The organism is Cellulomonas sp. 73-92 (assembly GCF_001898175.1).
Classification (GTDB): Bacteria; Actinomycetota; Actinomycetes; order Actinomycetales; family Cellulomonadaceae; genus Cellulomonas.
The window spans coordinates 266,113-292,846 of sequence record NZ_MKTH01000018.1; the positions used below are offsets into that span (position 1 = coordinate 266,113).

At 75.0% G+C, this 26,734-nt stretch carries 19 protein-coding genes and 1 pseudogene; 11 read left to right on the forward strand and 9 right to left on the reverse strand.

What is annotated here, in order from left to right:
* Positions 1 to 110: 110 nt before the first annotated feature.
* The 4 genes from BGO37_RS13995 to ligA all read right to left on the reverse strand — a co-directional run bounded on the left by BGO37_RS13995 (position 111) and on the right by ligA (position 5,401).
* On the reverse strand, positions 111 to 524 hold the full coding sequence (locus tag BGO37_RS13995) for a pilus assembly protein CpaE (protein ID WP_291755800.1): 414 nt from the start codon (positions 522 to 524) through the stop codon (positions 111 to 113).
* Between the two features lie 85 nt (positions 525 to 609).
* The gene (locus BGO37_RS14000; protein ID WP_291755802.1) at positions 610 to 1,785 is read right to left on the reverse strand and encodes a Gfo/Idh/MocA family oxidoreductase; all 1,176 of its coding nucleotides are present in this window, start codon (positions 1,783 to 1,785) and stop codon (positions 610 to 612) included.
* Positions 1,782 to 3,020 carry a GNAT family N-acetyltransferase gene (locus BGO37_RS14005; protein WP_291755803.1) on the reverse strand — a complete coding sequence of 413 codons (1,239 nt, stop codon included), beginning with the start codon at positions 3,018 to 3,020 and terminating at the stop codon, positions 1,782 to 1,784. The genes BGO37_RS14000 and BGO37_RS14005 overlap by 4 nt, the downstream gene beginning before the upstream one ends.
* Before the next feature lie 17 nt (positions 3,021 to 3,037).
* Positions 3,038 to 5,401, reverse strand: a complete 2,364-nt coding sequence (gene ligA / locus BGO37_RS14010; protein WP_291755846.1) for an NAD-dependent DNA ligase LigA — start codon at positions 5,399 to 5,401, stop codon at positions 3,038 to 3,040.
* Between the two features lie 168 nt (positions 5,402 to 5,569).
* Here ligA and BGO37_RS14015 point away from each other — a divergent pair, with 168 nt between their 5' ends.
* From BGO37_RS14015 to BGO37_RS14030, 4 genes are read left to right on the forward strand one after another with little or no spacing between them, the layout of a single operon-like run.
* Positions 5,570 to 6,394, forward strand: a complete 825-nt coding sequence (locus tag BGO37_RS14015; protein WP_291755848.1) for a GNAT family N-acetyltransferase — start codon at positions 5,570 to 5,572, stop codon at positions 6,392 to 6,394.
* A gap of 9 nt (positions 6,395 to 6,403) precedes the next feature.
* A complete protein-coding gene (locus BGO37_RS14020; RefSeq protein WP_291755805.1) occupies positions 6,404 to 7,429 on the forward strand; it encodes an ATP-binding cassette domain-containing protein in 1,026 nt (341 codons plus the stop codon).
* Positions 7,426 to 8,262, forward strand: a complete 837-nt coding sequence (locus BGO37_RS14025; protein WP_291755806.1) for an ABC-2 family transporter protein — start codon at positions 7,426 to 7,428, stop codon at positions 8,260 to 8,262. The genes BGO37_RS14020 and BGO37_RS14025 overlap by 4 nt, the downstream gene beginning before the upstream one ends.
* A 1-nt stretch (position 8,263) precedes the next feature.
* Positions 8,264 to 9,055, forward strand: coding sequence for an ABC-2 family transporter protein (locus tag BGO37_RS14030; protein WP_291755807.1), 792 nt, complete (start codon positions 8,264 to 8,266; stop codon positions 9,053 to 9,055).
* A gap of 8 nt (positions 9,056 to 9,063) precedes the next feature.
* On the opposite strand, the gene BGO37_RS14035 is transcribed toward BGO37_RS14030, so the two are convergent.
* The 3 genes from BGO37_RS14035 to BGO37_RS14045 are packed head-to-tail and all read right to left on the reverse strand — an operon-like array spanning position 9,064 to position 12,385.
* On the reverse strand, positions 9,064 to 10,083 hold the full coding sequence (locus BGO37_RS14035) for a hypothetical protein (protein WP_291755808.1): 1,020 nt from the start codon (positions 10,081 to 10,083) through the stop codon (positions 9,064 to 9,066).
* Positions 10,080 to 11,180, reverse strand: a complete 1,101-nt coding sequence (mnmA, locus tag BGO37_RS14040; RefSeq protein ID WP_291755810.1) for a tRNA 2-thiouridine(34) synthase MnmA — start codon at positions 11,178 to 11,180, stop codon at positions 10,080 to 10,082. The genes BGO37_RS14035 and mnmA overlap by 4 nt, the downstream gene beginning before the upstream one ends.
* Positions 11,180 to 12,385 (reverse strand): cysteine desulfurase family protein, encoded by a 1,206-nt coding sequence (locus BGO37_RS14045; RefSeq protein ID WP_291755811.1) that lies wholly within the window; start codon positions 12,383 to 12,385, stop codon positions 11,180 to 11,182. Before BGO37_RS14045 ends, mnmA begins: the two co-directional genes overlap by 1 nt.
* 71 nt (positions 12,386 to 12,456) lie before the next feature.
* Here BGO37_RS14045 and BGO37_RS14050 point away from each other — a divergent pair, with 71 nt between their 5' ends.
* Positions 12,457 to 13,440, forward strand: a complete 984-nt coding sequence (locus BGO37_RS14050; RefSeq protein WP_291755813.1) for a phosphotransferase family protein — start codon at positions 12,457 to 12,459, stop codon at positions 13,438 to 13,440.
* Here BGO37_RS14050 and BGO37_RS14055 read toward each other — a convergent pair.
* On the reverse strand, positions 13,437 to 14,396 hold the full coding sequence (locus BGO37_RS14055; RefSeq protein ID WP_291755816.1) for an electron transfer flavoprotein subunit alpha/FixB family protein: 960 nt from the start codon (positions 14,394 to 14,396) through the stop codon (positions 13,437 to 13,439). The two genes, BGO37_RS14050 and BGO37_RS14055, sit on opposite strands and share 4 nt — an antisense overlap.
* A gap of 13 nt (positions 14,397 to 14,409) precedes the next feature.
* A complete protein-coding gene (locus BGO37_RS14060; RefSeq protein ID WP_291755818.1) occupies positions 14,410 to 15,201 on the reverse strand; it encodes an electron transfer flavoprotein subunit beta/FixA family protein in 792 nt (263 codons plus the stop codon).
* A gap of 69 nt (positions 15,202 to 15,270) precedes the next feature.
* On the opposite strand from BGO37_RS14060, the gene glgX reads away from it, so the two are divergent.
* The 6 genes and pseudogenes from glgX (at position 15,271) to glgB (ending at position 26,654) form a co-directional block, all read left to right on the forward strand.
* Entirely contained in the window at positions 15,271 to 17,445 is a 2,175-nt protein-coding gene (gene glgX, locus BGO37_RS14065) for a glycogen debranching protein GlgX (RefSeq protein WP_291755821.1), read from the forward strand.
* 130 nt (positions 17,446 to 17,575) lie between these two features.
* Positions 17,576 to 19,219, forward strand: coding sequence for an FAD-binding dehydrogenase (locus BGO37_RS14070; protein ID WP_291755823.1), 1,644 nt, complete (start codon positions 17,576 to 17,578; stop codon positions 19,217 to 19,219).
* Positions 19,220 to 19,329: 110 nt separating this feature from the next.
* Positions 19,330 to 21,336 carry an alpha-1,4-glucan--maltose-1-phosphate maltosyltransferase gene (locus BGO37_RS14075; protein WP_291755849.1) on the forward strand — a complete coding sequence of 669 codons (2,007 nt, stop codon included), beginning with the start codon at positions 19,330 to 19,332 and terminating at the stop codon, positions 21,334 to 21,336.
* A gap of 92 nt (positions 21,337 to 21,428) precedes the next feature.
* Complete coding sequence (gene treS / locus BGO37_RS14080) at positions 21,429 to 23,102, forward strand: maltose alpha-D-glucosyltransferase (protein WP_291755851.1); 1,674 nt, start codon at positions 21,429 to 21,431, stop codon at positions 23,100 to 23,102.
* Positions 23,102 to 24,415 carry an aminoglycoside phosphotransferase gene (locus tag BGO37_RS14085; RefSeq protein WP_291755825.1) on the forward strand — a complete coding sequence of 438 codons (1,314 nt, stop codon included), beginning with the start codon at positions 23,102 to 23,104 and terminating at the stop codon, positions 24,413 to 24,415. The genes treS and BGO37_RS14085 overlap by 1 nt, the downstream gene beginning before the upstream one ends.
* Positions 24,416 to 24,435: 20 nt before the next feature.
* Positions 24,436 to 26,654, forward strand: a pseudogene (gene glgB / locus BGO37_RS14090) (1,4-alpha-glucan branching protein GlgB).
* Positions 26,655 to 26,734: the final 80 nt, after the last annotated feature.

The following is a 26,734-nucleotide window of genomic DNA, read 5'->3' on the forward strand; positions in this document are numbered from 1 at the left end:
AGCAGGCCGGCGTGGCCGGACCGCTCGGCGCGCAGCCTCGAGCCGTGCGCCACATGTCCCCGCAGCTCCGCGCGCCGCCGCTCCTCGTCGTGCTCGGCGTCGGCGCACCCTCAGGCGGTCACGGAGGCCATGAGCGCGAGCAGCGCCTCGGCGTAGGCGTCGGCCGGGTTGTCGGAGCCGAACACCTGCTCGGGCCGCCCCGGGACCTCGATGAGCACCTCGAAGCGTCCCGTCGTCGAGCGCGCGAGGCTGCGGAACGAGCGGCCAAGCAGCTCACGCAGCTGGTCCTCGCGCGGCAGCCACAACGCGTCGTCCTGCTGCACCGAGTCGAGGGCCCACTCGGTGGTGCCGTTGAAGCCCAGCACGGTCCCCGTCGGGTACTCGCGCGGCTCCACGACCATGTCGCTGATGGTGAAGACCTGGCTCATGAGCTCGGCCGAGCGGATCGTGAACCTGTCGCCGGCACCCGGGTGCCAGACGAGCCCCGCGAGCGCGAGCCGCTCCGCTGCCGACACCGAGATCACGGCGCCAGTATCCGCCGGGCCGGTCTCCCGTGCTGGTACGAGGGCTGAGCTCGTCGTCCAGGACGGCTCGACGACAGGGAGCCGGTCAGGCCGGCGCGACCACCGGCGCCCACCGGCTGTCGTCGGCCGCCGAGCGCTCGACCGCGTCCAGCACCCGCTGCACCTGAAGCCCGTCCGCGAACGTCGGCGCCGGGTGCTCGTGTGCCGCCACGCCGCGGACGAGGTCCACCACCTGGTGGGTGAACGCGTGCTCGTATCCCAGCGCGTGACCCGGCGGCCACCACGAGCCGCCGTAGGGATGTCCAGGCTGCGTGACGTCGATACGACGGAATCCGGCCGTCTCCGCCGGCTCCGTCGCGTCGAAGAAGAGCAGCCCGTTCATGTCCTCGAGGTCGAAGGCCAGCGAGCCCGACGAGCCGTTCACCTCGAGCCGGATCTGGTTGCGCCGACCCCAGGCGAACCGCGTCGCCTCGAACACGGCCATGCCGCCGCCGGACAGCCGGCCGAGGAAGGCCGCCGCGTCGTCGACGGTCACCGGGCGCAGCGGGCTGTCCGGCGTGACCGTGCCGCCGAGGCCGTGCAGCGACGTCGGCACGGGACGCTCCCGGACGAACGTCTCGAGCATGGCCGAGACGCCGGTGAGCGACTCCCCCGTGACGAACTGCGCGAGGTCGACGACGTGCGCGCCGACGTCCCCGAGCGCGCCCGACCCGGCCTGCTCCCGGTCCACGCGCCACACCCACGGCGCCCGCTCGTCGGCCAGCCAGTCCTGGAGGTACTGCGCCCGGACGTGGCGCACCGTGCCGATCCGGCCCTGCTCGACGAGCCGGCGCGCGAGCTGGATGGCCGGCATCCGCCGGTACGTGAAACCGGTCATCGCCACGAGCTCCGGGTGTGCCGCCGCGGCCGCGGCCATGGCCTGCGCCTCCGCCACGGTGTTGGCGAGCGGCTTCTCGCACAGCACGTGCTTGCCCGCCTCGAGCGCGGCGATCGCGATCTCGGCGTGGGTGTCGCCCGGCGTGCCGATGTCGACGAGGTCGACGTCGTCGCGCACGACGAGCCGGCGCCAGTCGGTCTCGACGTCCGCCCAGCCCAACCGCCCGGCCGCCGCCCGCACCGCGTCCTCGGTGCGCCCGCCAAGCACGGCCATGCGCGGCGTCAGCGGGAGGTCGAAGAACCGGTGCGCGTTGCGCCACGCCTGCGAGTGGGCCGCGCCCATGAAGGCGTAACCCACCATCCCCACGCCCAGCGCGGCGGTCATCCGTCCTCCCTGACGAGGTAGGCGTACCCGTCGGCCACGACGAACCCCAGCTGCGCGTACAGCGCCGCCGCGGCCGCGTTCGCGGCCTCGACCTGGAGGAACACCCTGCTGGCGCCGTGCCGCGCCGCGAGCGCGAGGCCGTGCCGCGTCAACGTCCGGCCGAGCCCGTGGCGCCGGGCGTCCGGCGACACCGCCAGGCACGAGAGCGCCGCCCACTGCTCGGCGAACGCGACGCGCAGGGTGCCCACCGTCTCGCCGCCGGACGTCGCCGTCAGGTACTGCGCCGGCGCACCCGTGAGCACCGCGCGGGCGACGTCCGCGTGGTCCACGCCGTTCTTGACCCCGAGGAAGGCGCGCAGCCAGGCGTCGTCGGGCTCGTCGGCCACGTGGGTGTGGCCAGACCAGCCGGGGCCGGGCGCGGCCGGTCCCACCTCGCCGGCCGCCCGCACCAGCACGTCGGTCCGCGCCCGCTCGGCGTACCGGTGGGCGGACAGGTGCTCACCGAGACCGGCCGGGGCGCCGCTGCCCACCCGGACGGTCGGCGGCAGGCCCGCCGCGGCGTACACGGCCTCGACCCGCGCGAGGGCGCCGCCGAGGTCGGCGGGGCGACCGGAGGGCAGGGCCGAGTTGGCGCGCCGTGTGAAGCCGCCGGAGAGGCCGGCGCGCCAGCCGTCGGCGGTCACCACCGTCCGCGCCGCCGGCCAGGTCGCGGCCTCGACGAGCGCCCCGGGCGCCTCGGGCGGTGCCCAGGTGTAGACGCGCAGGTGGACCACCTCGTGGCCCCAGTCGCGCTCCGGCTCGCGCACGAAGCCGAGCCGGTCGTAGAGCCGCTGGGCGGCGGCCATCGCGTCGAGCGTCGACAGCACGAGCCTGCGCGCGTCGCGCGCCAGCGCCTCCCGCTGCGCGGCGCGCATGAGCTGCACGGCGACGCCGTGGTGCCGGGCCTCGGGCGCCACCGCGAGCATCCGCAGCTCCACCTCGCCCGGCTCGGCGATCTCCGCGTACGACGAGCCGTAGGGCGCCACGGTGATCGTCCCGACGACGGCCTCGCGCCCGTCCGGGGTCGGCGCCATCGCGACGAGCAGCACCGCCTCGTCGGCACGCCGCTGCGCGTCCCGCAGCTCGGCGGCGTAGTCGTCCTCGTCCGCGATGAGGCCGTCCGCGAGGTACGCCTCGGCGGTCAGGGCGCCGACCGCGACGACGTCGTCGGGCCGCGCCACCCGGATGGCAACCACGGCGCCATTCTGCCCACTCAGGCGTCCGTCAGCGCTGCCGGCCCGCCGTCGAGGAGCCGCACGAACCGGTCCTCGTCGAGGATCGTCAGGCCGAGCTCGCGGGCCTTGGTCTCCTTCGAGCCCGCGTTCTCGCCGACGACGACGTAGTCGGTGCTCTTCGACACCGACCCCGCGGCCTTGCCGCCGCGCGCGAGGATCGCCTCCTTCGCCTCGTCCCGGCTGAACCGCTGCAGGCTGCCGGTCACCACGACGGTCAGCCCCTCGAGCGTCCGCGGTGTCGTCTCGTCGCGCTCGTCGCGCATGACAACGCCGGCGGCGCGCCAGCGCTCGACGATCTCGCGGTGCCAGCCGGAGTCCGGCCCGGCGAACCAGTCGACGATCGACTGCGCGATCACCGGGCCGACGCCCTCGACCTCGGCGAGCGTGGCCATGGCCGCCGCGCGGGCCTCGTCGGGCACCGCCGCGACGTCACCGACGGCGGGCTGGCCCGGCTCACCCAGGGCGGCACCGCCGGTGACGAGGGACCACAGCGCGTCCATCGTGCCGAGCTCGGCCGCCAGCGCCCGGGCCGCGGTAGGGCCGACGTTGCGGATGCTCAGCGACACCAGGACGCGCCAGAGCTCCTTGGTCTTGGCGCCGTCGAGCTCGTCGAGCAGGGTCCGGGCCTGCTCCGACGGCTCCCACTCCGGCAGGGTCCGCCCCTCCGCCGCCGCGGCCGCCACCGCGGCGCGCGAGTGCTTGAGCTGCCGGCGGAACGGTGCCCGGCGGCGGGCCACGCCACCCTCGTCCTCCCGCGGCAGGCCGGTCTCGGGGTCGCGGACGACGACCTCGACCTGCGCCAGCAGCGCCGCGCTGGCCGCGCGGACCGCCGCCTTCTCCTCGTCGGGCGCGCCCGCGGGGTAGCCGACCAGGTCGAAGAGGTACGCCTCGGTGGGCACGGGTGGGGTGGACGGCACCTCAGGCCGCGTCAGCGCACCGGCCGTCACCTCGCCGAGCGCCTCGATGTCCAGCCCGCCGCGCGAGCCGATGTGGTCCAGCCGGCCGAGCACCTGCGCGGGGCACGAGCGGGCGTTCGGGCAGCGCAGGTCGATGTCGCCCTCGCGCATGGGCCGCAGCGGCGTGCCACACACCGGGCACGCCTTGGGCATGTGCCACTCGACGCGTTCCACGGTGTCGTCGGGGGCGGCCGGGGCGGGCCCGACGATCTCCGGGATGACGTCCCCGGCCTTGCGCAGCACCACCATGTCGCCGATCCGCACGCCCTTGGCCTTGACGACCTCCCGGTTGTGCAGGGTCGCCCGCCCCACCGTGCTGCCCGAGACGAACACGGGCTCCAGCACCGCGAACGGCGTGGCCCGGCCAGTGCGCCCGATGCCGACCTGGATGTCCAGCAGCCGGGTGTTGACCTCCTCCGGCGGGTACTTGTAGGCGATCGCCCAGCGCGGGGCACGGCTGGTGGCGCCGAGGCGCCGCTGCATCGCCAGCTCGTCGACCTTGACGACGATGCCGTCGATCTCGTGCTCGACGTCGTGCCGGTGCTCGCCGTAGTGCTCGACCATCTCCCAGACGGCGGCGCTGCCGGCCACCACGCGGTTGTGCCCGCTCGTCGGCACGCCCCACTCGCTGAGCAGCTCGTACACCTGGGACTGCCGCTCGATGACGCGCTCGCGGCCCTCGGCCCACCGCAGCGCGCCGAAGCCGTGGGCGTAGACGCGCAACGGCCGGCTCGCGGTGACCCCGGCGTCCTTCTGGCGCAGCGACCCCGCGGCGGCGTTGCGGGGGTTGGCGAACGGCGCCTTGCCCACGGCGACCTGCGCCTCGTTGAGCCGGGCGAACTCGGCGACGGGGAAGAACACCTCCCCGCGCACCTCGATGAGGTCAGGGTGGCCGGCCGGGTCGCCCGCCAGCCGGTCCGGCACGGTCGCGATGGTGCGGACGTTGGCGGTCACGTCCTCGCCGACCCGCCCGTCACCCCGCGTCGCGGCGCGGACCAGCCGGCCCTTCTCGTACAGCAGCGCGATCGCCAGCCCGTCGATCTTCAGCTCGCACAGCCAGTGCAGGTCGTCGGCCTGCTCGAGGTCGCGGTGCACGCGCTCGGCCCACGCGAACAGCTCGTCCCGCGAGAACACGTTGTCCAGCGACAGCATCCGCTCGACGTGCTGCACCGAGGCGAACGTGGTGGTCGCGGCGCCGCCGACCGTCTGCGTCGGGCTCGTCGGGCCGGCCAGCTCCGGGAACTCCGCCTCGAGCTCGGCGAGGCGGCGCAGGCGCTGGTCGTACTCCGCGTCCGACGAGACCGGCGCGTCCTTCTCGTAGTACGCGACGCGATCGGCCTCGACCTTCTCCGCGAGCGCCGTCCACTCGTCCCGCGCCCGCGGCAGAGCCTGCGCGTGCGCGGTGGCTTCGTCGGGCTTCGTGGCGTCCTGGGGCCGCGTCGCGTCGCTCACCGACCCATCATGGCGCCCACCACCCACAGCCACGACCAGGAGCCTCGCGGGCAATTCGCCTGGTGGTCCGTCCGACGGTGGACCACACTCGCCGCCGTGACGATGACGATCCGGCGCGAGGGGCCGGCCGACCACCGGGCCGTCGAGGAGCTGACGCGCGACGCCTTCTGGGGGCTGTTCGCCCCGCGCTGCGACGAGCACCTCGTGGTCCACCTGCTGCGCGGCAGCCCGGCGCTGGTGCCGGAGCTGGACGTCGTCGCCGAGGTCGACGGGGAGCTCGTCGGCCACGTCGTGTACTCCCGCGCCCGCGTGGTCGAGCCGACGACCGGGGCCGAGCACCCGGTGCTGACGTTCGGGCCGCTCAGCGTGCGGCCGGACCGCCAGGGCGACGGCATCGGGGGCGCGCTCATGCGTCACACCCTGGCGGCCGCGGCCGAGCTCGGGCACCGCGCGGTCGTCGTGTACGGGCACCCGGACTACTACCCCCGCTTCGGCTTCCGGCCCGCCGCCGCCGTCGGGATCACCGCGCCCGGCGGCGCGTCGTTCGACGCGCTCATGGCCCTGCCGCTGGTGCCGGGCGGACTCGACGGCGTGACCGGGGAATTCCACGAGGACCCGGTGTTCGTCGTCGACCCGGAGCGGGTGGCGGAGTTCGACCGGGGCTTCCCGCCGCGGCCGGACGCCGTGCTCCACCCGATGGAGGTCATCGAGGGGCGGCTGCCGGCGGCCGCGACGCAACGCCTGCGCGGCCTGGGGATCGGGCACCTGGAGGACCTGCGCCGCCTGTCGCGCGCGGAGGTCGCGGCCGGGGCCGGGCTGGACGACGAGGCGAGCGACGCGCTGCGCGCGCTCCTCGCGGAGCACGGCATCCCGTGGGGCTCCCCGCGCGGGCATTCGGCGTGGACGGGTGCCGTCGACGTCTCGTAACGTGCCCGCGTGGCACGCATCGAGGCGGACGACCTCCGCAAGGTCTTCCGACGCCCCGACAAGGGACCCGGCCTGGCGGGCTCGCTCCGCCACCTCGTCGAGCGCCGGTACACCGAGAAGGCCGCGGTCGACGGCATCAGCCTGCGTGTCGACGCCGGCGAGGCGGTCGCCTACGTCGGCCCGAACGGGGCCGGCAAGTCGACGACGATCAAGCTGCTGACCGGCATCCTCGTGCCCACGTCGGGCGAGGTGCGGGTCAACGGCATCGTGCCGCACCGCCACCGCATCGAGAACGCGCGGGGGGTCGGTGTCGTGTTCGGCCAGCGGACGAGCCTGTGGTGGGACCTGCCGGTGCGCGACTCGTTCGAGCTGCTGCGCGACATGCACGGGCTCGGCGCCGCCGAGTACCGCGAGAACCTCGACCGGCTCGTCGAGATGCTGCAGATCGGCGACCTCCTGGACTCGACCGCGCGCCGGTTGTCCCTCGGCCAGCGCATGCGCTGCGACCTCGCGGCCGCGCTGCTGCACGCCCCGCCCATCGTCTACCTCGACGAGCCGACGATCGGCCTCGACATCGAGGTGAAGGACCGCCTGCGGACGTTCCTGCGACAGGTCGTCGCCGGTGGCACCACGCTGGTGCTCACCACGCACGACCTCGGGGACATCGAGGACGTGTGCTCGCGCCTGGTCATCATCGACCAGGGCCGGATCGTCCACGACGGCGGCCTGCGCCAGGTGATCGAGACCTACGCGCGGGAGCGCGTCATGCACGCCGACCTGGCGTCCCGGCCGGTCTCGCTGTCGGGCGTCGCGGCACGCCTGCCGGGCGCCACCGTCACGGAGGAGCGCGACGGGCTCGGTGTCGCCGTCGCGTTCGACCCCCTCGCCCACACCGCCGCTGCCGTGCTGAGCGCGCTGCAGCAGGAGGCCGAGGTCGTCGACCTGCGGATCGAGGAGCCGGCGATCGAGGACGTGGTGCGCCGGATGTACGCCGGGCAGCTGGACGCCGCGCCCGGCGAGCGGACGGGCACGTGACGGCGCTCGCGGCGGGCGTCGCGCCCGCGGTGGGCCTCCGCCGCGCCACCCGCGCCTACCGGGCGATGAGCCGCGCCGCGTTCCGCAGCCTCGTCGCGTACCAGACGAGCTTCCTGTTCGGGCTGCTCGCCACGACGCTCGCCGCCGTGGCGATGCTCTACCTGTGGCGCTCCGTCCTGGCGGCGGGCACGGTGCGCGGCTTCGACTGGCCCGCGATGAGGGCCTACCTGCTCGTCGCGTTCGTGGCCGGCTCGCTCGTCTCGAGCTACGTCGACTACCGCATGGCGGGCCGCATCCAGCAGGGCGACGTCGCCATGGACCTGGTGCGCCCGGTGGACTACCAGAAGTCCCGGTTCGCCGAGGCGCTCGGCTTCGGCGTCTACGAGCTGGGCACCGGGCTCGTCGTGGCCGCGGCGGCGGCCGCCCTCTTCGGCGGGGTCCCCGCACCGGCCCGCGGCGGCGTCGTCCCGTTCGCGGTCTCCGCCGTGCTGGTCATGCCGCTGCGGTTCGGCATCGTGTACGTCTCCGCCCTCGTCGTCTTCTGGACGCGGAACTACGTCGGGGTGCAGTCCGCCCGCATCGCGCTCGTCACGCTCTTCTCCGGCGGGCTGGTGCCGCTGGCGTTCTTCCCCGGGTGGCTGCAGGGGCTGGCGGCGGCCCTGCCGTTCGCCGGGATGGCCTCGACGCCGGCGCTGCTCTACGTGGGCGGCCTCAGCGGCGCCGCCGCGTGGCGGGCGGTCGCGGTCCAGGCGGCGTGGACGGCCGGCCTGTGGTGGCTGGGGCGGGCGATGTGGCGCGGTGCGAGCCGCCAGCTCACGGTGCACGGGGGTTGACGTGCGACGGAACCTCTGGCTCTACCGACGCTGCCTGGGCGCGCAGCTGCGCGCCACCCTGGAGTACGAGGGCGACTTCTGGATCATGTCCGTGGCCGCGCTGCTCACCCAGGGGATGGGCTTCGTCTTCCTGTGGGCGATCTTCCGGGCCATCCCTCAGATCAACGGGTGGCGGTTCTGGGACGTCGTCCTCATCTACTCGCTCGTCGCCCTGACCGAGGGCGTCGCCGTGCTGCTGGCCCAGGGCGCGTGGACCATGGCGGTGACCGTGAACCTCGGCGGGCTGGACACGGTGCTGGTGCGGCCGTTCTCGCCGCTGCTTCAGGTGCTCAGCTCGCAGATCGGCATGAACGGGCTGGGGAACCTCGTCCTCGGCGGCTCGCTGTTCGTCGCCGCGCTCGTCCACGTCCACGCGACCTGGACACCTGTCCGGATCGCGACGGCGGCCCTCGTCTTCGCGTGCGCGCCGCTGGTGAAGATCGGCCTCAACATCCTCACCAACTGCTCCGCCTTCTGGCTGAAGACGCCCTGGTCGATGTTCCCCTTCGCCTTCCACACGCTCGGCGAGCTGGCCCGGTACCCCCTGGGCATCTACGGCCTCGCCGTGCGCCTGGTGCTGTCCGTGGTGCTGCCCTACGCGTTCATGAGCTACTTCCCGGCGACCGCGGTGCTGTCCCTGGGCAGCGCCCCGTGGCTCGGCCTGCTGACACCCGTCGCCGCGGCGTGGTGCCTGCTGCTGGGACGGTGGGCGTTCCGCCGCGGCCTGACCCGGTACGAGAGCTCCGGCAGCTGAGGCGGGTCTCAGGCCAGCGCGACGTCCACGACGGCCCGGGCGGCCCGCACCGCGTCGCCGAGCCCGGCGCGCGCCGCGTCCGGGGACCAGCGCGCCTCGGGGCGGCCGGCGACGAGCACCACGTCGGCCAGCGCGCCCGCGGGAAGGCCCACCCGCCGCCACGGCCCGACGAGCGCCTCGGCATGGGCCTTCGGATCCCGGCCCTCGCGCTGCGAGGACGTGGCGGGAGGCAGCTGCGCCCACAGCCCGAGCCCCTCCTCGACCGCGGTGGCGACCCGCTCCCACGCCGGCTCCGGGAGCCCGCCGACGTCCAGCCCGACGGCGTCGGCGCCGGCGGCCTTCGCCGCCCCGACGACTCCCCCACCGGCACCGACGTGCAGCGTCACCGCGCTCGCGCCGGCGCTCCGGGCCGCGGCGACGACCGCGCCGACGCGCTCGGCGGCCACCGGCCCGTGCAGGGCCCGCAGCTGGCCGCGGCCCGAGAACGTCGGGATGACGCCGGCCACGGCCTGCGCCAGCAGCGGCTCGTGCAGCAGCACGCGCGGCACCGCCCCGGGCACGGCCCGGACGAGGGCGGCCAGGTGCTCCGCCACGCCCGCCGCCAGGGAGTCGGCGGCGTCCCGCAGTGCGGCCGGGTCGGCCAGCACCCGGTCGCCGTGGGCGAGGTCCACGCGCGCCGCGAGGCTGATCGGCCCCAGCAGGGGCACGACGAGCGGACCGGCGTAGCCGTGCGCGGCGACGGCCAGCGCGTCGAGGTCCTCCCGCGCGAACGACCGCGAGCGCGCCAGGTCCCCGCCGGCGTGGTCGGTGAGCCTCCAGCCGTGCGTGCCGAGCTCCGCCGGCAGCTCGACGAGCAGCCCGACCGACCGGCCGAGCGCCTCGCCCCACGGCCCGCGGTCGACGAGCAGCGGCGCGAACGGCAGGCCCTCGACGTCCGAGGGGGTGTCGGTCAGGTCGCCGACGACGGTGACCGCGGCCGACAGCGGGTCGGTGCCGGGCCAAGGCCCGGCACCGGTGACGGCGGTCATGCGGGCACCGCCACCGGGAGGCAGGCGCGCACCGTCGCCTGGCCCAGCACCCGCGTGCCGTCGTACAGCACCACCGACTGCCCGGCCGCGACACCCCGCAGGCTCGCGCCGTCGTCGAGGGCGACGACGAGCTCGTCGTCGGCCCGCTCGACGACCACGGGGACCGGTGTGCCGTGGGCGCGCACCTGCGCCGCGCACCGCGTGCCGGCCGCCGGGGCGGCGCCGAACCACACCGCGCGCTCGCCGACCAGGCCACCGACCGCGAGCTCGTCGGCCGAGCCCACGACCACGCGGTTGGCCACCGGCTCGATCGACAGCACGTACCGCGGCTTCCCGTCGGCGGCCGGCCGGCCCAGCGCGAGCCCGCGCCGTTGCCCCACCGTGTAGGCGTAGGCGCCGTCGTGGTGCCCGACGACCTCGCCGGACGCGTCGACGATCTCCCCGGGCCGGTCGCCGAGGCGCGAGCGGAGGAACCCCTGCGTGTCCCCGTCGGCGACGAAGCAGATGTCGTACGAGTCCGGCTTGGCCGCGATGGACAGCCCGCGCGCCACCGCCTCCGCCCTGGTCGCGGCCTTGGACGGCGCGTCCCCCAGCGGGAAGAGAGCCCGGGCGAGGCGCTGCGGTCCCATGACGGCCAGCACGTACGACTGGTCCTTGGCGGCGTCCGCCGCCCGGTGCAGCTCGCGGGTGCCGTCGTCGCGAGCGACGACCCGCGCGTAGTGCCCGGTGCAGACGGCGTCGAACCCGAGCGCGATCGCCTTGTCCAGCAGCGTGGCGAACTTGATGTGCTCGTTGCACCGCACGCACGGGTTGGGCGTGCGGCCCGCCGCGTACTCGGCGAGGAAGTCGGCGACGACGGTGTCCTCGAACCGTTCGGACAGGTCCCACACGTAGAACGGGATGCCGAGCCGGTCCGCCGCCCGGCGGGCGTCGCCGGCGTCCTCGATGGAGCAGCAGCCCCGCGAGCCGGTGCGGAACTGGGCCCGGGACCGGGACAGCGCCATGTGCACGCCGACCACCTCGTGCCCGGCGTCGACGGCGCGCGCGGCGGCGACCGCCGAGTCGACGCCGCCCGAGAGGGCCGCCAGGACGCGCATCAGGCGTGCGCCACGGCGTGCGCGACGGAGTGCGTCGCGACGAGCCCGGCGGCGCGGGCGCGCTCGACGACGCCCGGCAGCACCTCCAGCACGCGGTCGACGTCGTCGTCGGTCGACGTGTGCCCGAACGAGAACCGCAGCGCGCCCCGCGCGTCGTCCTCGCGGATCCCCATCGCGAGCAGCACGTGGCTCGGCTGTGGCACGCCCGCCTGGCACGCCGACCCCGTGGACACCTCGACGCCCGCCGCGTCGAGCAGGTAGAGGAGGGAGTCTCCCTCGCAGCCGGCGAACGTGAGGTGCGCGTTGGCCGGCAGCCGGCGCGCCGCGTCCGGCCCCCGCAGCGTGGCCCCCGGCACCGTGCCCAGGACGCCCGCGACCAGCCGGTCGCGCAGCGCGCCCACCCGCGCGGCGTACGACGAGCGTCCGGCGACCGCCGCCTCGGCGGCCACCGCGAACGCCGCGGCCAGCGGCGCGGACAGCGTCCCCGACCGCACGCCGCGCTCCTGCCCACCGCCGTGCAGCACCGGCTCGAGCGCCAGCCCACGGCGCGCCAGCAGCGCGCCGACGCCCACCGGGCCGCCGAGCTTGTGCGCGGTGACCGTCATGGCGTCCAGCCCGCTGGCGCCGAAGTCGACGGGCACCTGTCCCACGGCCTGCACCGCGTCGGCGTGCACCGGGATGCCCTGCGCGTGTGCCGCGGCGACGACGTCGGCCAGCGGCTGCAGCGCCCCGACCTCGTTGTTGGCCCACATCACCGAGACCAGGGCGACCTCGTCGGCGTGCGCCGCCAGCTCGTCGTGCAGCGCGTCGAGGTCCAGCACCCCGGAGGCGTCCACCGGGAGCAGCACCGCCTCCGCACCCTCGTGCGCGGCGAGCCACGCGGCCGGGTCCAGCACCGCGTGGTGCTCCACCGCGGAGACGAGGACGCGGCGCCGACGGGCATCGACCGCTCGCCGGGCGCGGAAGAGGCCTTCCACCGCGAGGTTGTCCGCCTCGGTGCCGCCGGACGTCAGCACCACCTCCGACGGGCGGGCTCCCAGCGAGGCGGCCAGCCGCTCGCGCGCCTCCTCCACGGTGCGCCGCGCGGCGCGCCCGGAGGCGTGCAGGGACGACGGGTTGCCGGGGCGCGCCAGGGCGTCGGCCAGGGCAGCCACCGCCGTGGGCAGCACGGGCGTGGTCGCCGCGTGGTCGAGGTAGACGGTCATCGCGTCGAGTCTACGAACCGATTCGCGGACACCCGTCGAGAGCCCCCGCACCACCTGGCAGGATGACCCCCGTGAGTGCCGACGACGCCGTCACACTGCCGCACGCGTTCAGCGGGCAGCGGCTCGACTGGCGCGATCTCCCGCGGCACGTACGGCGTCGTATCGATGAGCTGGCCGGCGCGCAGGTGACCGCAGAGATCACCGCGACCGAAGGGTTCTCCCCCGGGTTCGTCGCGGTCCTCGAGCTGACCGACGGCCGCGACGTCTTCGTCAAGGCGATCTCGCGCGACATCTCCCCGGTCGCCGTCGCGGAGGCGCGCCAGGAGATCGTCGCCGCCGCGGCGCTCCCGCCGTCGGTGCCCGCCCCCCGGCTGCAGTGGTCGGACGACGACGGCGAGTGGGTGCTCCTCGGGTTCGACGCCGTGCACGGCCGCTCGCCGGAGATCCCCTGGAAGCGCTCCGACCTGGACGCCGTGCTCGCCACCGTCGACGTGCTGGCGCACGCCGCGCCGCTGCCGGGGCGGTCCCTGCCGCGGACCGCCGACCTGCTGGCCGACGAGTTCACCGGCTGGTGCCGCATGCGGGGCGCCGCGCAGGAGGTGCGCGACGAGTTCGCGGCGACCGTCGGTCCGCCGGCGGCGTGGGCCCTGTCGCGCCTGCCCGATCTCGCCCGCTGGGAGCAGGCCGCGCTCGACGGCGCGACCGGCGAGGGGATCGTCCACGGCGACCTGCGCGCGGACAACGTCATGATCGACGCCGACGGCAAGGTGTGGCTCATCGACTGGCTGCACGCCTCGGTGGGACCGAGCTGGTTCGACCTGGCGTTCCTGCTGACGTCGGTCGGCGCGCAGGGCGGTGGCGACCCGGCCACCCTCTTCGCGCAGCACGCCCCGTTCGTCTCGCACGACGAGCTGCGCGCGGGGCTCGCCGGGCTGACCGGCTCGCTGGTGTGGGGCTCGATGCAGCCGGCACCCCCCGGCGTGCCCAACCTGCGGCCCTTCCAGTCGGCGCACGCGGAGGCCGCGCTGCGCTGGCTGCGGGACCTCTGCGACTAGCCGCGCAGGCGGCGCAGCTCCGCGGTGGCCTGCGGGAGCACCTCGAACAGGTCGCCCACGATCCCGTAGTCCGCGATCTCGAAGATCGGCGCGTCCGGGTCGTTGTTGACCGCCACGATGGTGCCGGCGGCCTGCATGCCGCCCCGGTGGTGCACGGCGCCGGACACGCCCGCACCGATGTAGAGGCGCGGCGAGACGGTGACGCCGGTCTGGCCCACCTGGGCCTCGCGGGCGATCCAGCCCTCGTCGGTCGCCACGCGCGTGGCGCCGATGGCCGCGCCCAGCTCGTCGGCCAGCTCCTCGAGCGGGCCGAAGTCGCCCTCCGTGCCCCGGCCGCCGACGATCACCGTCTGCGCGCTGGCCAGGTCCGGGCGCCCGGTGCCGGCCCGCTCCGTCCGCTCGACGACCTCCACCAGACCGCCGACGTACGACGGCGCGACGGCGTGCTCGACGACCTCCGGCGCCGCGGCGGGCTCGGCGGCGTCGGCCGCCCCGGCCTTGACCAGGACGACCGCCAGCGGCGCGACCACCTCGACGCGCGTCGTCCACGTCCCCGCGAGCACGGTCTTGCCCGCGACGACGGTCCCGTGCTCGACGGCGACGCTGTCCGCGTCGGTCACGACACCCGCGCCGTGCAGGGCCCCGAGGCGCGCGGCGACGTCCTTGTTCTCGAAGGTCGACGCCAGCAGCACCACGGACGCGCCCGTGGCGTCCACCACGGCCGCCACGGCCTCGGAGACCACGGGCGCGACGTGCTCCCCTTCGGGGGCCCAGTCGTTCGCCACCGCGACGCGGTGCACCCGGGCGAGCCCGGACGGCAGCTGCGCGGGCAGCGGCGCGGCGCCCACCCAGACGCCCTCGGCCTCGCCGAGCGAGCAGGCGAGGGCGACGAGCTCGGGCGCGGTCGCGCGCGGCTCGCCGGCGTCGGTGTGGTCGAGCAGCACCAGGACGGTCACGGCGGTCCTCCGGTCAGGCGAGCTTGTGCTCGACGAGGTAGGCGGCGAGCTGGGCGCCCGCGTCGCCGGTGTCGGTGACGAGGACGCGGTCCTTGCGGGCGGGCCGCGGCTCGGCCGCCAGGATCCGGGTGCGGGCGCCCGCCGACCCCACCTCGTCCGGCGGCACGCCGAGGTCCGCCAGGGACCACACCGCCACCGGCTTCTTGCGGGCCGCCATGATGGCGGCGAAGTTCGGGTAGCGCGCCTCGTTGGCGCGGTCCGAGACGGACACCAGCGCGGGCAGCGCGGCGCGCAACGTCTCGTCAGCGTGGTCGAGCTCGCGGCGCACGACGACGGCGCCGTCGGCGACGGTGACGTCCACCGCGAGCGTCAGCGCGACGATGCCGAGCTCCGCCGCGAGCGCGGCCGGGACCAGCGACGTCAGCCCGTCGGTGGCCGCCATGCCGGTGACCACCAGGTCGACCGGCCCGTCCTCGGCGATCTTCCGCACGGCGGCGGCCAGGACGTGCGCGGTCCCCAGCGCGTCCGACCCGGCGGCCGCCTCGTCGAGCACGTGGACCGCGGAGTCGGCCCCCATCTGCAGCGCGCGGCGCGCGGCGTCGACCGCGTCGTCCGGGCCCATGGTCAGGGCGATCACCTCCGCCCCGCCGGCACTCTCGGCGACGACGAGCGCGGCCTCGACCGCGTTCTCGTCGACCTCGTTGAGCGTGCCGTCCCCGCCGTCGCGGGCGAGGCGGCCGTCCTGGCCGAGAGTGCGATCCGCCTGGATGTCCGGGACGTGCTTGACGGCGACGACGATCCTCACGGCAGGGAACGTTACCCGGCACCGCGCGGGCTGCCCGACCTTGGTCCCACCGCCCCGCACAATGGACACGTGACGTCCCCCCGCAACCGCCCGCCGCGCCTCGGCGTGCACGCGACGGACGACGGGGTCGAGGTCGCGGTCCTCGCACCGCACGCCGAGGCGGTCGAGCTGTGCCTGCTCGACGGCCAGCACGAACGCCGGGTGCCGCTCGACGGCCCCCGGCTCGGCGTCTTCTGGGCCCGGGTGCCGGGCGTGCGCGCCGGCCAGCGGTACGGCTTCCGCGCGCACGGCCCGTGGGAGCCGGCCTACGGGCTGCGTTACAACCCGGCCAAGCTGCTCGTCGACCCGTACGCGCGCGGCATCGTCGGCGCCCTGGACTACGGCCCGGCCACCTACGGCCACGTGGTGGACGACGAACTGCAGGGCGACCCCCTGGGGGCGCCCGATCCCCGGGACTCCGCCGGCCTGGTCCCCCACGGCGTCGTCGTCGACACGCGCCACCTGCCCGGGCCCGACCCCGCGGCGAACCGCCCCTGGACGCCCTGGCGCGACACCGTCGTGTACGAGGCGCACGTCAAGGGGTTGACGCTCCACCACCCCGAGGTGCCGCAGGAGCAGCGCGGCACGTACCTCGGCCTGGCGCACCCGGCGGTCGTCGACCACCTGCTGCGCCTCGGCGTCACCGCCGTCGAGCTGCTGCCGATCCACGCGTACGCCACGGAGCCGCACCTCGTCGCCAAGGGGCTGACGAACTACTGGGGCTACAGCACCTTGGGCTTCTTCGCGCCGCACGCCGACTACGCGACCGCGGCGGCGCGCGCGGCCGGCCCGGCGGCGGTGCTCGACGAGCTGCGCACGGCCGTGCACCGGCTGCACGAGGCCGGGCTCGAGGTGCTGCTGGACGTGGTCTACAACCACACGTGCGAGGGCGGCCTCCCCGGTCAGCACCTGTCCTGGCGCGGCCTGGACAACGCGATGTACTACCTGCACGACGGCAACATCCCGGCCTCGCTCGTCGACGTCACCGGCACCGGCTCGGCGCTCGACTTCCGGCGGCCGGAGGTGATCCGGCTCGCGCTCGACTCGCTGCGCTACTGGGCGCAGACCGTGGGCGTCGACGGCTTCCGGTTCGACCTGGCGGTGACCCTGGGCCGGGGCCAGCAGGGCTTCACCCCCGACCACCCGCTGCTCGTGGCGGCCGGGCAGGACCCGGCGCTGCACGGGCTCAAGCTCGTCGCGGAGCCGTGGGACATCGGCCCCGGCGGCTGGCGCACCGGCCAGTTCCCGCCCCCGTTCGCGGAGTGGAACGACCGGTTCCGCAACGCGGTCCGCTCGTTCTGGCTGGCGGACCCCGGCCGCGCCGCGCACGGCCTGCCGGGCCACCGGATGCGGGACCTCGCCACGCGCCTGTCCGGCTCGGTGGACCTGTTCGGCCACGGCACGCCGCCGCTGATGCGCAGCCCCACGGCGTCGGTCAACTTCGTCACCGCCCACGACGGCTTCACGATGGCCGACCTCGTGGCCTACGACCACAAGCACAACCTCGCCAACGGCGAGCAGAACCGCGACGGGTCCGACGACAACCGCTCGTGGAACCACGGCGCCGAGGGGCCGGTCCGCACCGACTCCCCCGCCGCCGACGTCCTGCCGCTGCGCCGCCGGTCCGTCCGCAACCTCTTCGCCACGCTCGTCCTGGCCGCCGGCACGCCGATGATCACCGCGGGCGACGAGATGGGCCGCACCCAGGGCGGGAACAACAACGCCTACTGCCAGGACAACCCGACCTCCTGGGTGTCCTGGGACCTCGACGAGTGGCGCCGCGACCTGCTGACGACGGCGTCCTTCCTCGTCGGCCTGCGCCGGGCGCACCCGGCGCTGCGCACCATGACGTTCTACTCGGGGCTGCCCGCCGGTGACGGCGCGGCGGCGGACCTCGCCTGGTACACGCCGGAGGGCACGGAGTTCGACCACGGACGCTGGCACGACGCCGCCCTGCGCACGTTCCAGATGTCGCGCACGACGAAGGACGGCGACGCCGTGCTCCTCGTCGTCAACGGCGCGCTGAACCCGATCGACGTCCACCTGGCCGCCGGGGACAACCCCTGGGAGCTGGTGTGGGACTCGGTGTGGGACAACCCCGACGACGCCCGCGACTCCGCGATCCACGGCGGCCTGCACCCGGCACCCGCCGAGGTCGTCACGCTCGAGCCGCTCAGCCTGCGCGTCTACGTCCCCCGCGCCTGACCGCCACCCTCCACGCCCGGCCCCTCGGCCGCGCCCTCCCCCTCACAACCCACTCGTCATTTTCCTGACGTTCCGGGTGCGGATCGCGACAAGAACGTCAGGAAAGTGATGTTCGTGCGAGGGTGCGTCCATGACAGACCGCTACGACGTCGTGGTCGTCGGCGCCGGGCTGGCCGGGCTCGTCGCGACCGCCGAGCTGACCGCGGCCGGACGCCGGGTGCTCCTCCTCGACCAGGAGAACCGGCGCAGCCTCGGCGGGCAGGCGTTCTGGAGCTTCGGCGGCCTGTTCCTCGTCGACTCCCCCGAGCAGCGCCGGCTGCGCGTGCGCGACAGCGCGGACCTGGCGCTCGCGGACTGGCTGGGCTCGGCCCGGTTCGACGAGTCCGACGCGATGGGCCGCGCGTGGGCGGAGGCGTTCGTCGGCTTCGCCGCCGGGCCGATGCGGGCGTGGCTGCACGGCCTCGGCGTCCGCTGGTTCCCGCTGGTGCAGTGGGCCGAGCGGGGCGGGTACCCGCCGGGTGGTCACGGCAACTCGGTGCCGCGGTTCCACATCGTGTGGGGCACGGGGCCCGGCCTCCTCGAGCCGTTCGTCCGGTCGCTCCTCGACGCCCGTGCCGCCGGGCTCGTCGACGTGCGTTTCCGGCACCGGGTCACCGAGGTGGTCACCACCGGCGGGCGGGTCACCGGCGTGCGGGGCGAGGTCCTGGCGCACGACGAGGCCGCGCGGGCCGTGCCGACGAGCCGCGCGGCCGTGCGGCCCTTCGAGGCCGCCGCCGACGCCGTGCTCGTCGCCACCGGTGGCATCGGCGCGAACCACGAGATCGTCCGCTCGCTGTGGCCGCCGGCGGAGGGGCGCCTGCCCGACCGGATGCTGTCCGGCGTCCCGGACCACGTCGACGGCTCCGGCATCGCCGCCGCGCGGTCCGCGGGCGCTGCGGTGGTCCACGAGGACCGGATGTGGCACTACCCCGAGGGGGTCGCCGACCACTCGCCCGTGTGGACGCGGCACGGCATCCGGATCATCCCGGGGCCGTCGTCGCTGTGGCTCGACGCCGACGGCCACCGGCTGCCGCCGCCGCTGTTCCCGGGCTTCGACACGCTCGGCGCGCTGACGCACATCACCGGCCGGGGCGACGACCACTCCTGGTTCGTGCTCGACCGCACCGTCCTGGGCCGCGAGTTCGCGCTGTCGGGCTCGGAGCAGAACCCCGACCTCACCCGCCGCGACCTCCGGCTGCTGCTGGAACGGCTCCGGCGCGGCGCGGTCGGGCCGGTCGAGGCGTTCGCCCGGCGCTCGCCGGACTTCCTGCACGCCGACACGCCCGAGGCGCTCGCCGCCGCGATGAACGCCCTGACCGGCCAGGGCCGCATCGACCCGGCGGCGCTGCGCGCGACGATCGAGGCGCGCGACGAGCAGGTGGCCACCGGCCTCGGCAAGGACCCGCAGGTCGTCGCCACGAGGGCGGCGCGCGACTTCGTCGTGGACCGCGCCATCCGGGTGGCCCCGCCGCACCGCCTGCTCGACCCGGCGCACGGCCCCCTGTACGCCGTGCGCCTCTCGGTGCTGACGCGCAAGACCCTCGGCGGCCTGCACACCGACACCTCCGGCCGCGTGCTGACCCCCGCCGGCGACGTGCTGGACGGGCTGTGGGCCGCCGGCGAGGCCGCCGGCTTCGGCGGAGGCGGCGTGCACGGCCACCGCGCCCTCGAGGGCACGTTCCTCGGCGGCTGCCTGTTCACCGGCCGGATCGCCGGCCGCGCCCTCGCCCGCTGAGCGGGCCACGGGGTTGCAGATGGCTCACGCGGCGGGCGCCGGATAGGTTCGCACCTGTGGCGACCCAGTCCCAGCGCTCGTCGGGCCCCGGCGAGACCTCGGCCACCCGCGTGACGGCGCGCCCCCTGGCGCCCGCCGCGCGGATCGGCCGCATCCCCGTGCTCGACGTCTACCCCGTCGCCGAGGACGGCCTGTTCCCGGCGAAGGCGACCGTCGGCGAGGCGATCCCCGTCCGCGCGACGGTGTTCCGGGAGGGCCACGACGCGTTCGGCGCGACCGCCGTGCTGATCCGGCCCGACGGCACCGTGCACCAGCGCGTCCGCATGGTCGAGGTCGCCCCCGGGCTCGACCGCTACGAGGGCTGGGTGGTCCCGGACGCCCGGGGCACCTGGCACTTCCGCGTGGAGGGCTGGAGCGACCCCTACGGCACCTGGGCACACGACGCCCGGATCAAGGTGCACGCCGGCATCGACGTCGCGCTCGTCCTCACCGAGGGCACGCGCCTGCTGACCCGTGCCGCCGGCCGGCCCGAGGTGCCCGCCGAGGACGCCGCCGCGCTGCGCGCCGCCGCCGCGGCGGTGGCCGACGACCGCCAGGCTCCGGAGGTGCGGCTCGCCGCCGGGCTGTCCGACGAGGTCGTCGCCGCCCTCGCCCGCACGCCCCTGCGCGACCTCGTCTCACCCTCCCGGCAGTACCCGCTCGTCGTCGACCGCCCGCTCGCCCTCGCCGGCGCCTGGTACGAGATGTTCCCGCGGTCCCACGGCGCGCACCGCGACCGGCAGACCGGCACGTGGGTGTCCGGCACCCTGCGCAGCGCCGCCGAGGAGCTGCCGCGGATCGCCGCGATGGGCTTCGACGTGGTCTACCTCACCCCGATCCACCCGATCGGGACCACGTTCCGCAAGGGGCGCAACAACGCCCTGGCCGCAGCGCCCGGCGACCCGGGGTCGCCGTACGCGATCGGCTCGCCCGACGGCGGGCACGACGCCATCGAGCCGTCCCTGGGGACGTTCGACGACTTCGACTGGTTCGTCGCGCAGGCGCGCGCCCAGGGCCTCGAGGTGGCGCTCGACCTCGCGCTGCAGTGCTCGCCCGACCACCCGTGGGTCCACGAGCACCCCGAGTGGTTCAGCAAGCGCGCCGACGGCTCGATCGCCTACGCCGAGAACCCGCCGAAGAAGTACCAGGACATCTACCCCCTGAACTTCGACAACGACCCCGAGGGCATCACCGCGGAGATCCGCCGGATCGTCGAGCTGTGGATCTCCCACGGCGTCACCGCGTTCCGCGTCGACAACCCGCACACCAAACCGCTGCCGTTCTGGGACCGCCTGCTGACCGACGTGCGGGCCGCCCACCCGGACGTGCTGTTCCTGTCGGAGGCGTTCACCCGGCCGGCGATGATGCTCACCCTGGCCAAGGTGGGGTTCCACCAGTCGTACACGTACTTCACGTGGCGCAACACCAAGGAGGAGCTCGAGGAGTACCTCGCCACCGTCGCCGGCGACCAGGCGGCGTGGCTGCGCCCCAGCTTCTGGCCGACGACGCACGACATCCTGCCCGCGTACCTGCAGGCGACGGGTCTCGGCGGCTTCGCGGTCCGCGCGGTGCTGGCGGCGCTCGGCTCGCCTGCCTGGGGCATGTACTCGGGCTACGAGCTCGTGGAGCACGTGCCCCGGCCCGGGGTCGAGGAGCAGGTGGACAACGAGAAGTACGAGTACAAGCCGCGCGACTGGTCCCGCGGTGACCACCTCGGCGTCGCCCTGCTCGTCGGCAAGCTCAACGAGATCCGGCACGCCCGGCCGGCCGCCCAGCAGCTGCGGGTGCAGCGCGTGCACCCGACGACCGACCCCGCGCTCGTGTGCTTCTCCCGGCACCTGCCGGCCGAGCTCTCGCCGGACGGCGAGGCGGACACGCTCGTCGTCGTCGTGAACCTGGACCCCGTGCACACCCGCGAGGGCAGCGTCCACCTCGACGCGGCGGCGCTCGGGCTCGACGGGTCCTTCGAGGTCGAGGACCTGCTCGGCGGTGGCCGGTTCACGTGGAGCCCCGACGCGTTCGTCCGGCTCGACCCGGCCCTCAGCTGCGCCCACGTCATGCGTGTGGTCCGGTCGTGAGCGAGACCGGGGCCGGGCGACCCGCGCTGCGCGTCGAGCCGACGACGGCCGCCCTCGCGCTGCACGGCCTGCCGGCCCGGCGCCAGCCGAGCATCCCGGCCTCCGACGCGCTCGCGGCCCTGCGGGACGACCCGGAGTGGTACCGCACCGCGGTGTTCTACGAGGTGATGCTCCGCTCCTTCTCCGACTCGACCGGCGCCGGCACCGGCGACCTGCGGGGCCTCATCCAGCGGCTGGACTACCTGCAGTGGCTCGGCGTCGACTGCCTGTGGCTGCCGCCCTTCTACCCGTCCCCGATGCGGGACGGCGGCTACGACGTCGCCGACTACACGGCCGTCGCCCCGCAGTACGGCACGCTGGCCGACTTCACGCAGCTCGTCGGGCAGGCGCACGAGCGCGGGATGCGCGTCATCGTCGACCTCGTCATGAACCACACGAGCGACCGGCACCCGTGGTTCCAGGCGTCCCGGTCGGACCCCGAGGGCCCCTACGGCGACTTCTACGTGTGGCGCGACGACGCGACCGGCTACCCCGACGCGCGCATCATCTTCGTCGACACCGAGACGTCCAACTGGACGTTCGACCCGGTGCGCCGGCAGTTCTTCTGGCACCGGTTCTTCAGCCACCAGCCGGACCTCAACTTCGAGAACCCCCGGGTCATCGACGCCCTGTTCGACGTCGTGCGGTTCTGGGCCGGCCTCGGCGTCGACGGCTTCCGGCTGGACGCCGTGCCCTACCTGTTCGAGGCGGAAGGCACGGACTGCGAGAACCTCCCCGAGACGCACGCGTTCCTGCGCCGGCTGCGCGCGATGGTCGACGAGGAGTTCCCCGGCCGGATCCTGCTGGCCGAGGCGAACCAGTGGCCCGAGGACGTCGTCGCCTACTACGGCACGCCCGACGAGCCGGAGTGCCACCTCTGCTTCCACTTCCCCGTGATGCCGCGCATCTTCTACGCGCTGCGCGACCAGCGCGCCACCCAGATCGTCGACATCCTCGCCGACACCCCCGCGATCCCCGCCGGCGGGCAGTGGTCCACGTTCCTGCGCAACCACGACGAGCTGACCCTCGAGATGGTGTCCACCGAGGAGCGCGCCGCGATGTACGGCTGGTACGCCAGCGACTCGCGCATGCGCGCCAACGTCGGCATCCGGCGCCGGCTGGCGACCCTCCTGGACAACAGCCGCAAGGAGATCGAGCTGGCGCACGCCCTGCTGCTGTCGCTGCCGGGCAGCCCCTGCCTGTACTACGGCGACGAGATCGGCATGGGCGACAACATCTGGCTCGCCGACCGGGACTCGGTCCGCACGCCGATGCAGTGGACGCCGGACCGCAACGCCGGCTTCTCCACGGCCGACCCGGGCAAGCTCTACCTCCCGCTCGTGCAGTCGCTGGTGCACCACTACGCCCACGTCAACGTCGAGGCGCAGCTCGCGCAGCCGACCTCGCTGCTCCACTGGGTGCGCGGCATGCTCACCGTGCGGCGTCGGCACCGCGCGCTCGGAGTCGGCGAGCTCGTCATGCTGCCCAGCGAGAACGACGCGGTGCTCACCTTCCTGCGGCGCACCGACGACGAGACGATCCTTGTCGTGGCCAACCTCGCGGCCACGCCGCGCGCCACCCGCACGCAGCTGCCCGCCGCGTACGCCGGCTGGTCCGTCACCGACGTCTTCGGCGGCTCGTCGTTCCCGGCGGTCCCCGCGGACGCCGTGGCCGGCTACACGCTGGGGTCTCGCGAGTTCTTCTGGCTCGAGCTGACGGCGCCCTGATGCTGGTGGCGACCCCGCCACGCGGCGGCCCCGCCGACGACGCGCTCGTCGCGCTGCTGCGCGCGTGGCTGCCGGCGCGCCGGTGGTTCCCCGCCAAGACGGGCCGCGCCGAGGTCGGGCTCGCCGGCATCCTGACGTTCCCCGGCGACCCCGCCGGGGAACGCCTGCGGGTCGCCCTCGTGCGCGTCCGCGCGCGAGGCGTCGACGCGGTGCTGCAGGTCCCGCTGGCCTTCGGTCCCGGCCCGGGCGCCGTGCTCGGCGTGCTCGACGGGACGACCGTGCGCGGCGGCGTGGGCGACCCCGAGTTCTTGCGCGCGTGGCTCGCCGCGGCCGAGGGCCCGGGCGCGGGCGTCGACCCCGACGGCGCCCGCGTCATGACGGGCGAGCAGTCGAACACCTCCGTGGTCCTGCCGGGCCCGGGCTCCACCCGTCCCGTCGCGATCCTCAAGGTGCTGCGCACCATCGCCGACGGGCCGAACCCCGACGTCGACGTCCCGCGGCGCCTCGTCGAGGTGGGCTGGGACGGCGTGCCGGTGCCGCTCGGGTGGCTCGTCGGCCGCTGGACCGGGCCGGACGGCGCCACCGCCGAGGGCTACCTCGGCGTGATGAGCGCCTTCGTCCCGGAGGCGGAGGACGGCTTCGAGCTCGCGTGCCGGCACGCCCGCGAGCACGTCGCGTTCGACGACGACGCGGCCCGGCTCGGCACCCTCGTCGCGGACATGCACGCCGCGCTCGTGCGGGGCTTCGGCACGGTGCCGGCCGACGGCGGCGCCGGGCTGGTCGCCGCCCAGGTGGGCGACCGGTTCGCGTGGGCGGCGAGCCAGGTGCCGGCCCTCGAGGAGCTGCGCGGGGCCGTCGAGGGCGTGCTGACGGAGCTCCAGGCCGTCCCGGGGGCGCCGCGCCGGCAGCGGGTGCACGGCGACCTCCACCTCGGCCAGGTGCTCCGCTCGGGCACCCGGTGGTACGTCACGGACTTCGAGGGCGAGCCCCTCGCCCCGCTCGCCGAGCGCACCCGCCCCGACTTCGCGGTGCGCGACGTCGCCGGCCTGCTGCGGTCCTTCGACTACGCGGCCGCCGTGGGCGGGCTGCGCGGCGACGACGCCAGCTCCTGGTCGGGCCGCGCGCGCCGCGCGGCCCTGCTGGCGTACGACGAGGCGGCGGGGACCACGCTGGCCGACGGCACCGGAGCGGCCGGCAGCCTGCTGCGCGCCCTCGAGCTCGACAAGGCCCTCTACGAGGCGGTGTACGAGCAGCGCAACCGCCCGGACTGGCTGGCCATCCCGCTCGCCGGCCTCCACCGGCTGCTGGGGTAGCACGTCACCCGAGTGGTGCGCTGGCGCGGATCGCTCGCGGTGGTTGGGTAGGGGGATGACGACCGTCGCTCCCGGCCCGGTTCCTGTCGATGACGACACCCTGCGGCAGGTGGCCGCCGGCCTGTTCCACGACCCGCACGCCGTGCTCGGCGCCCACCCGGGCACCGACGGCGTCACGGTCCGTGTCCTGCGCCCGATGGCCGACCGCGTCGCCATCGTCACCGCGGACGGCGAGACCGAGGCGACGCACGAGCTGGACGGCATCTGGGTGGCCGTGCTCGACCGGCCCGAGGTCGCGTCGTACCGGGTGTCCGTCACCTACGGCGCCGACACCACGGTGTCCGACGACCCCTACCGCTTCCTGCCCACGATCGGCGAGCTCGACCAGCACCTGCTGCGGGAGGGGCGGCACGAGCAGCTGTGGACCGCCCTCGGCGCCAACGTGCACCGGTACCCGGACCCGCTCGGCGACGTCGTCGGCACGGCCTTCGCCGTGTGGGCGCCCACGGCGCGCGCGGTGCGCGTCATCGGCGACTTCTCGTACTGGCAGGGCCAGCAGTACGCCATGCGCTCGTTGGGCGACTGCGGGGTCTGGGAGCTGTTCGTCCCCGGCGTCGGACCCGGCGCCCTGTACAAGTTCGAGATCGTCGGCTCGGACGGCGTGTGGCGGCAGAAGGCCGACCCGCTGGCCAAGGGCACCGAGGTGCCACCGGCGACGGCCTCGGTCGTCGTCGACTCGTCGTTCGCCTGGCACGACGAGGACTGGATCGCGGCCCGCGCGGCCAGGGACCCCCACGACGGGCCGCTGTCCATCTACGAGGTGCACCTCGGCTCGTGGCGCTCGGGGCTCGGCTATCGCGACCTGGCCGCCCGGCTGACGGAGTACGTCCTCGACATGGGCTTCACCCACGTCGAGTTCATGCCCGTCGCCGAGCACCCGTTCGGGGGCTCGTGGGGCTACCAGGTGTCGTCGTACTTCGCGCCGACCTCCCGCTACGGCTCGCCCGACGACTTCCGTCACCTCGTCGACGCGCTGCACCGTGCCGGCGTCGGCGTCATCATCGACTGGGTCCCGGCGCACTTCCCCAAGGACGAGTGGTCGCTCGGCCGGTTCGACGGCTCGGCGCTCTACGAGGACCCCGACCCGCTGCGGGGCGAGCACCCCGACTGGGGCACGTACGTCTTCAACTTCGGCCGGCCCGAGGTGCGCAACTTCCTCGTCGCCAACGCCACCTACTGGCTCGAGGAGTTCCACGTCGACGGGCTGCGCGTCGACGCCGTCGCCTCGATGCTCTACCTCGACTACTCCCGCGAGTCGGGCCAATGGCGGCCCAACCGGTACGGCGGGCGCGAGAACCTCGAGGCGATCTCCTTCCTCCAGGAGGCCAACGCCACCGCGTACCGCCGCACGCCGGGGATCCTCATGATCGCCGAGGAGTCGACCGCCTGGCCGGGAGTCACCCGGTCCACGGAGTCCGGTGGCCTGGGATTCGGCCTGAAGTGGAACATGGGCTGGATGAACGACACCCTCCGCTACATGCAGGAGACGCCGGTGCACCGGCGCTACCACCACAGCGAGCTGACGTTCTCCCTGGTCTATGCGTTCTCCGAGCAGTTCGTGCTCCCGCTCTCGCACGACGAGGTGGTGCACGGGAAGGGCTCGATCTACGGCCGCATGCCCGGTGACCACTGGCAGCGCCTGGCCGGCTGCCGCGCCCTGTATCTCTACCAGTGGACCCATCCCGGCAAGCAGCTGATCTTCATGGGGTCGGAGTACGCGCAGGGCGGCGAGTGGACCGAGCAGCACGAGCTCGACTGGTTCACCCTCGACGACCCCGGGCACGCGGGCGTCAGCCGGTGCGTTCGTGACCTCAACCGCGTCTACCGCGCGACACCCGCGCTCTGGCTCCGCGACCACGCGCCGGACGGCTTCGAGTGGATCGACTCGGACGACGCCGACGGCAACACCCTCGCCTACCTGCGCCGCGCGCCCGGCTCGCCCACGGCCGTCGTCGTCGTCAACTTCGCCGGCGTCCCCCACGAGCAGTACCGGCTCGCCCTGCCGCACGGCGGCCACTGGCGCGAGGCCATCAACACCGACTCGCCCTACTACGGCGGCTCCGGCGTGGGGAACCTCGGCGAGATCCTCGCCGATCCGATCCCGCACCACGGCCGGCCGTTCTCCGCGTCCGTGCGGGTCCCGCCGCTCGGCGGCGTGATCTTCGTCGCGGAGGAATGAACACCCTCCTGGAATGCAGAAATGCCCCCCGACTGGGTCGGGGGGCATTTCTGAATGGGTGTCCGGCGGCGTCCTACTCT

What these genes read in the sequence shown, in the direction of transcription:
- BGO37_RS14000 (WP_291755802.1), bottom strand. Translation starts at nt 1,785, where the DNA reads ATGACCGCCGCGCTGGGCGTGGGGATGGTGGGTTACGCCTTCATGGGC.
- BGO37_RS14015 (WP_291755848.1), top strand. Translation starts at nt 5,570, where the DNA reads ATGACGATCCGGCGCGAGGGGCCGGCCGACCACCGGGCCGTCGAGGAG.
- BGO37_RS14035 (WP_291755808.1), bottom strand. Translation starts at nt 10,083, where the DNA reads ATGACCGCCGTCACCGGTGCCGGGCCTTGGCCCGGCACCGACCCGCTG.
- mnmA (WP_291755810.1), bottom strand. Translation starts at nt 11,180, where the DNA reads ATGCGCGTCCTGGCGGCCCTCTCGGGCGGCGTCGACTCGGCGGTCGCC.
- BGO37_RS14045 (WP_291755811.1), bottom strand. Translation starts at nt 12,385, where the DNA reads ATGACCGTCTACCTCGACCACGCGGCGACCACGCCCGTGCTGCCCACG.
- BGO37_RS14070 (WP_291755823.1), top strand. Translation starts at nt 17,576, where the DNA reads ATGACAGACCGCTACGACGTCGTGGTCGTCGGCGCCGGGCTGGCCGGG.
- BGO37_RS14085 (WP_291755825.1), top strand. Translation starts at nt 23,102, where the DNA reads ATGCTGGTGGCGACCCCGCCACGCGGCGGCCCCGCCGACGACGCGCTC.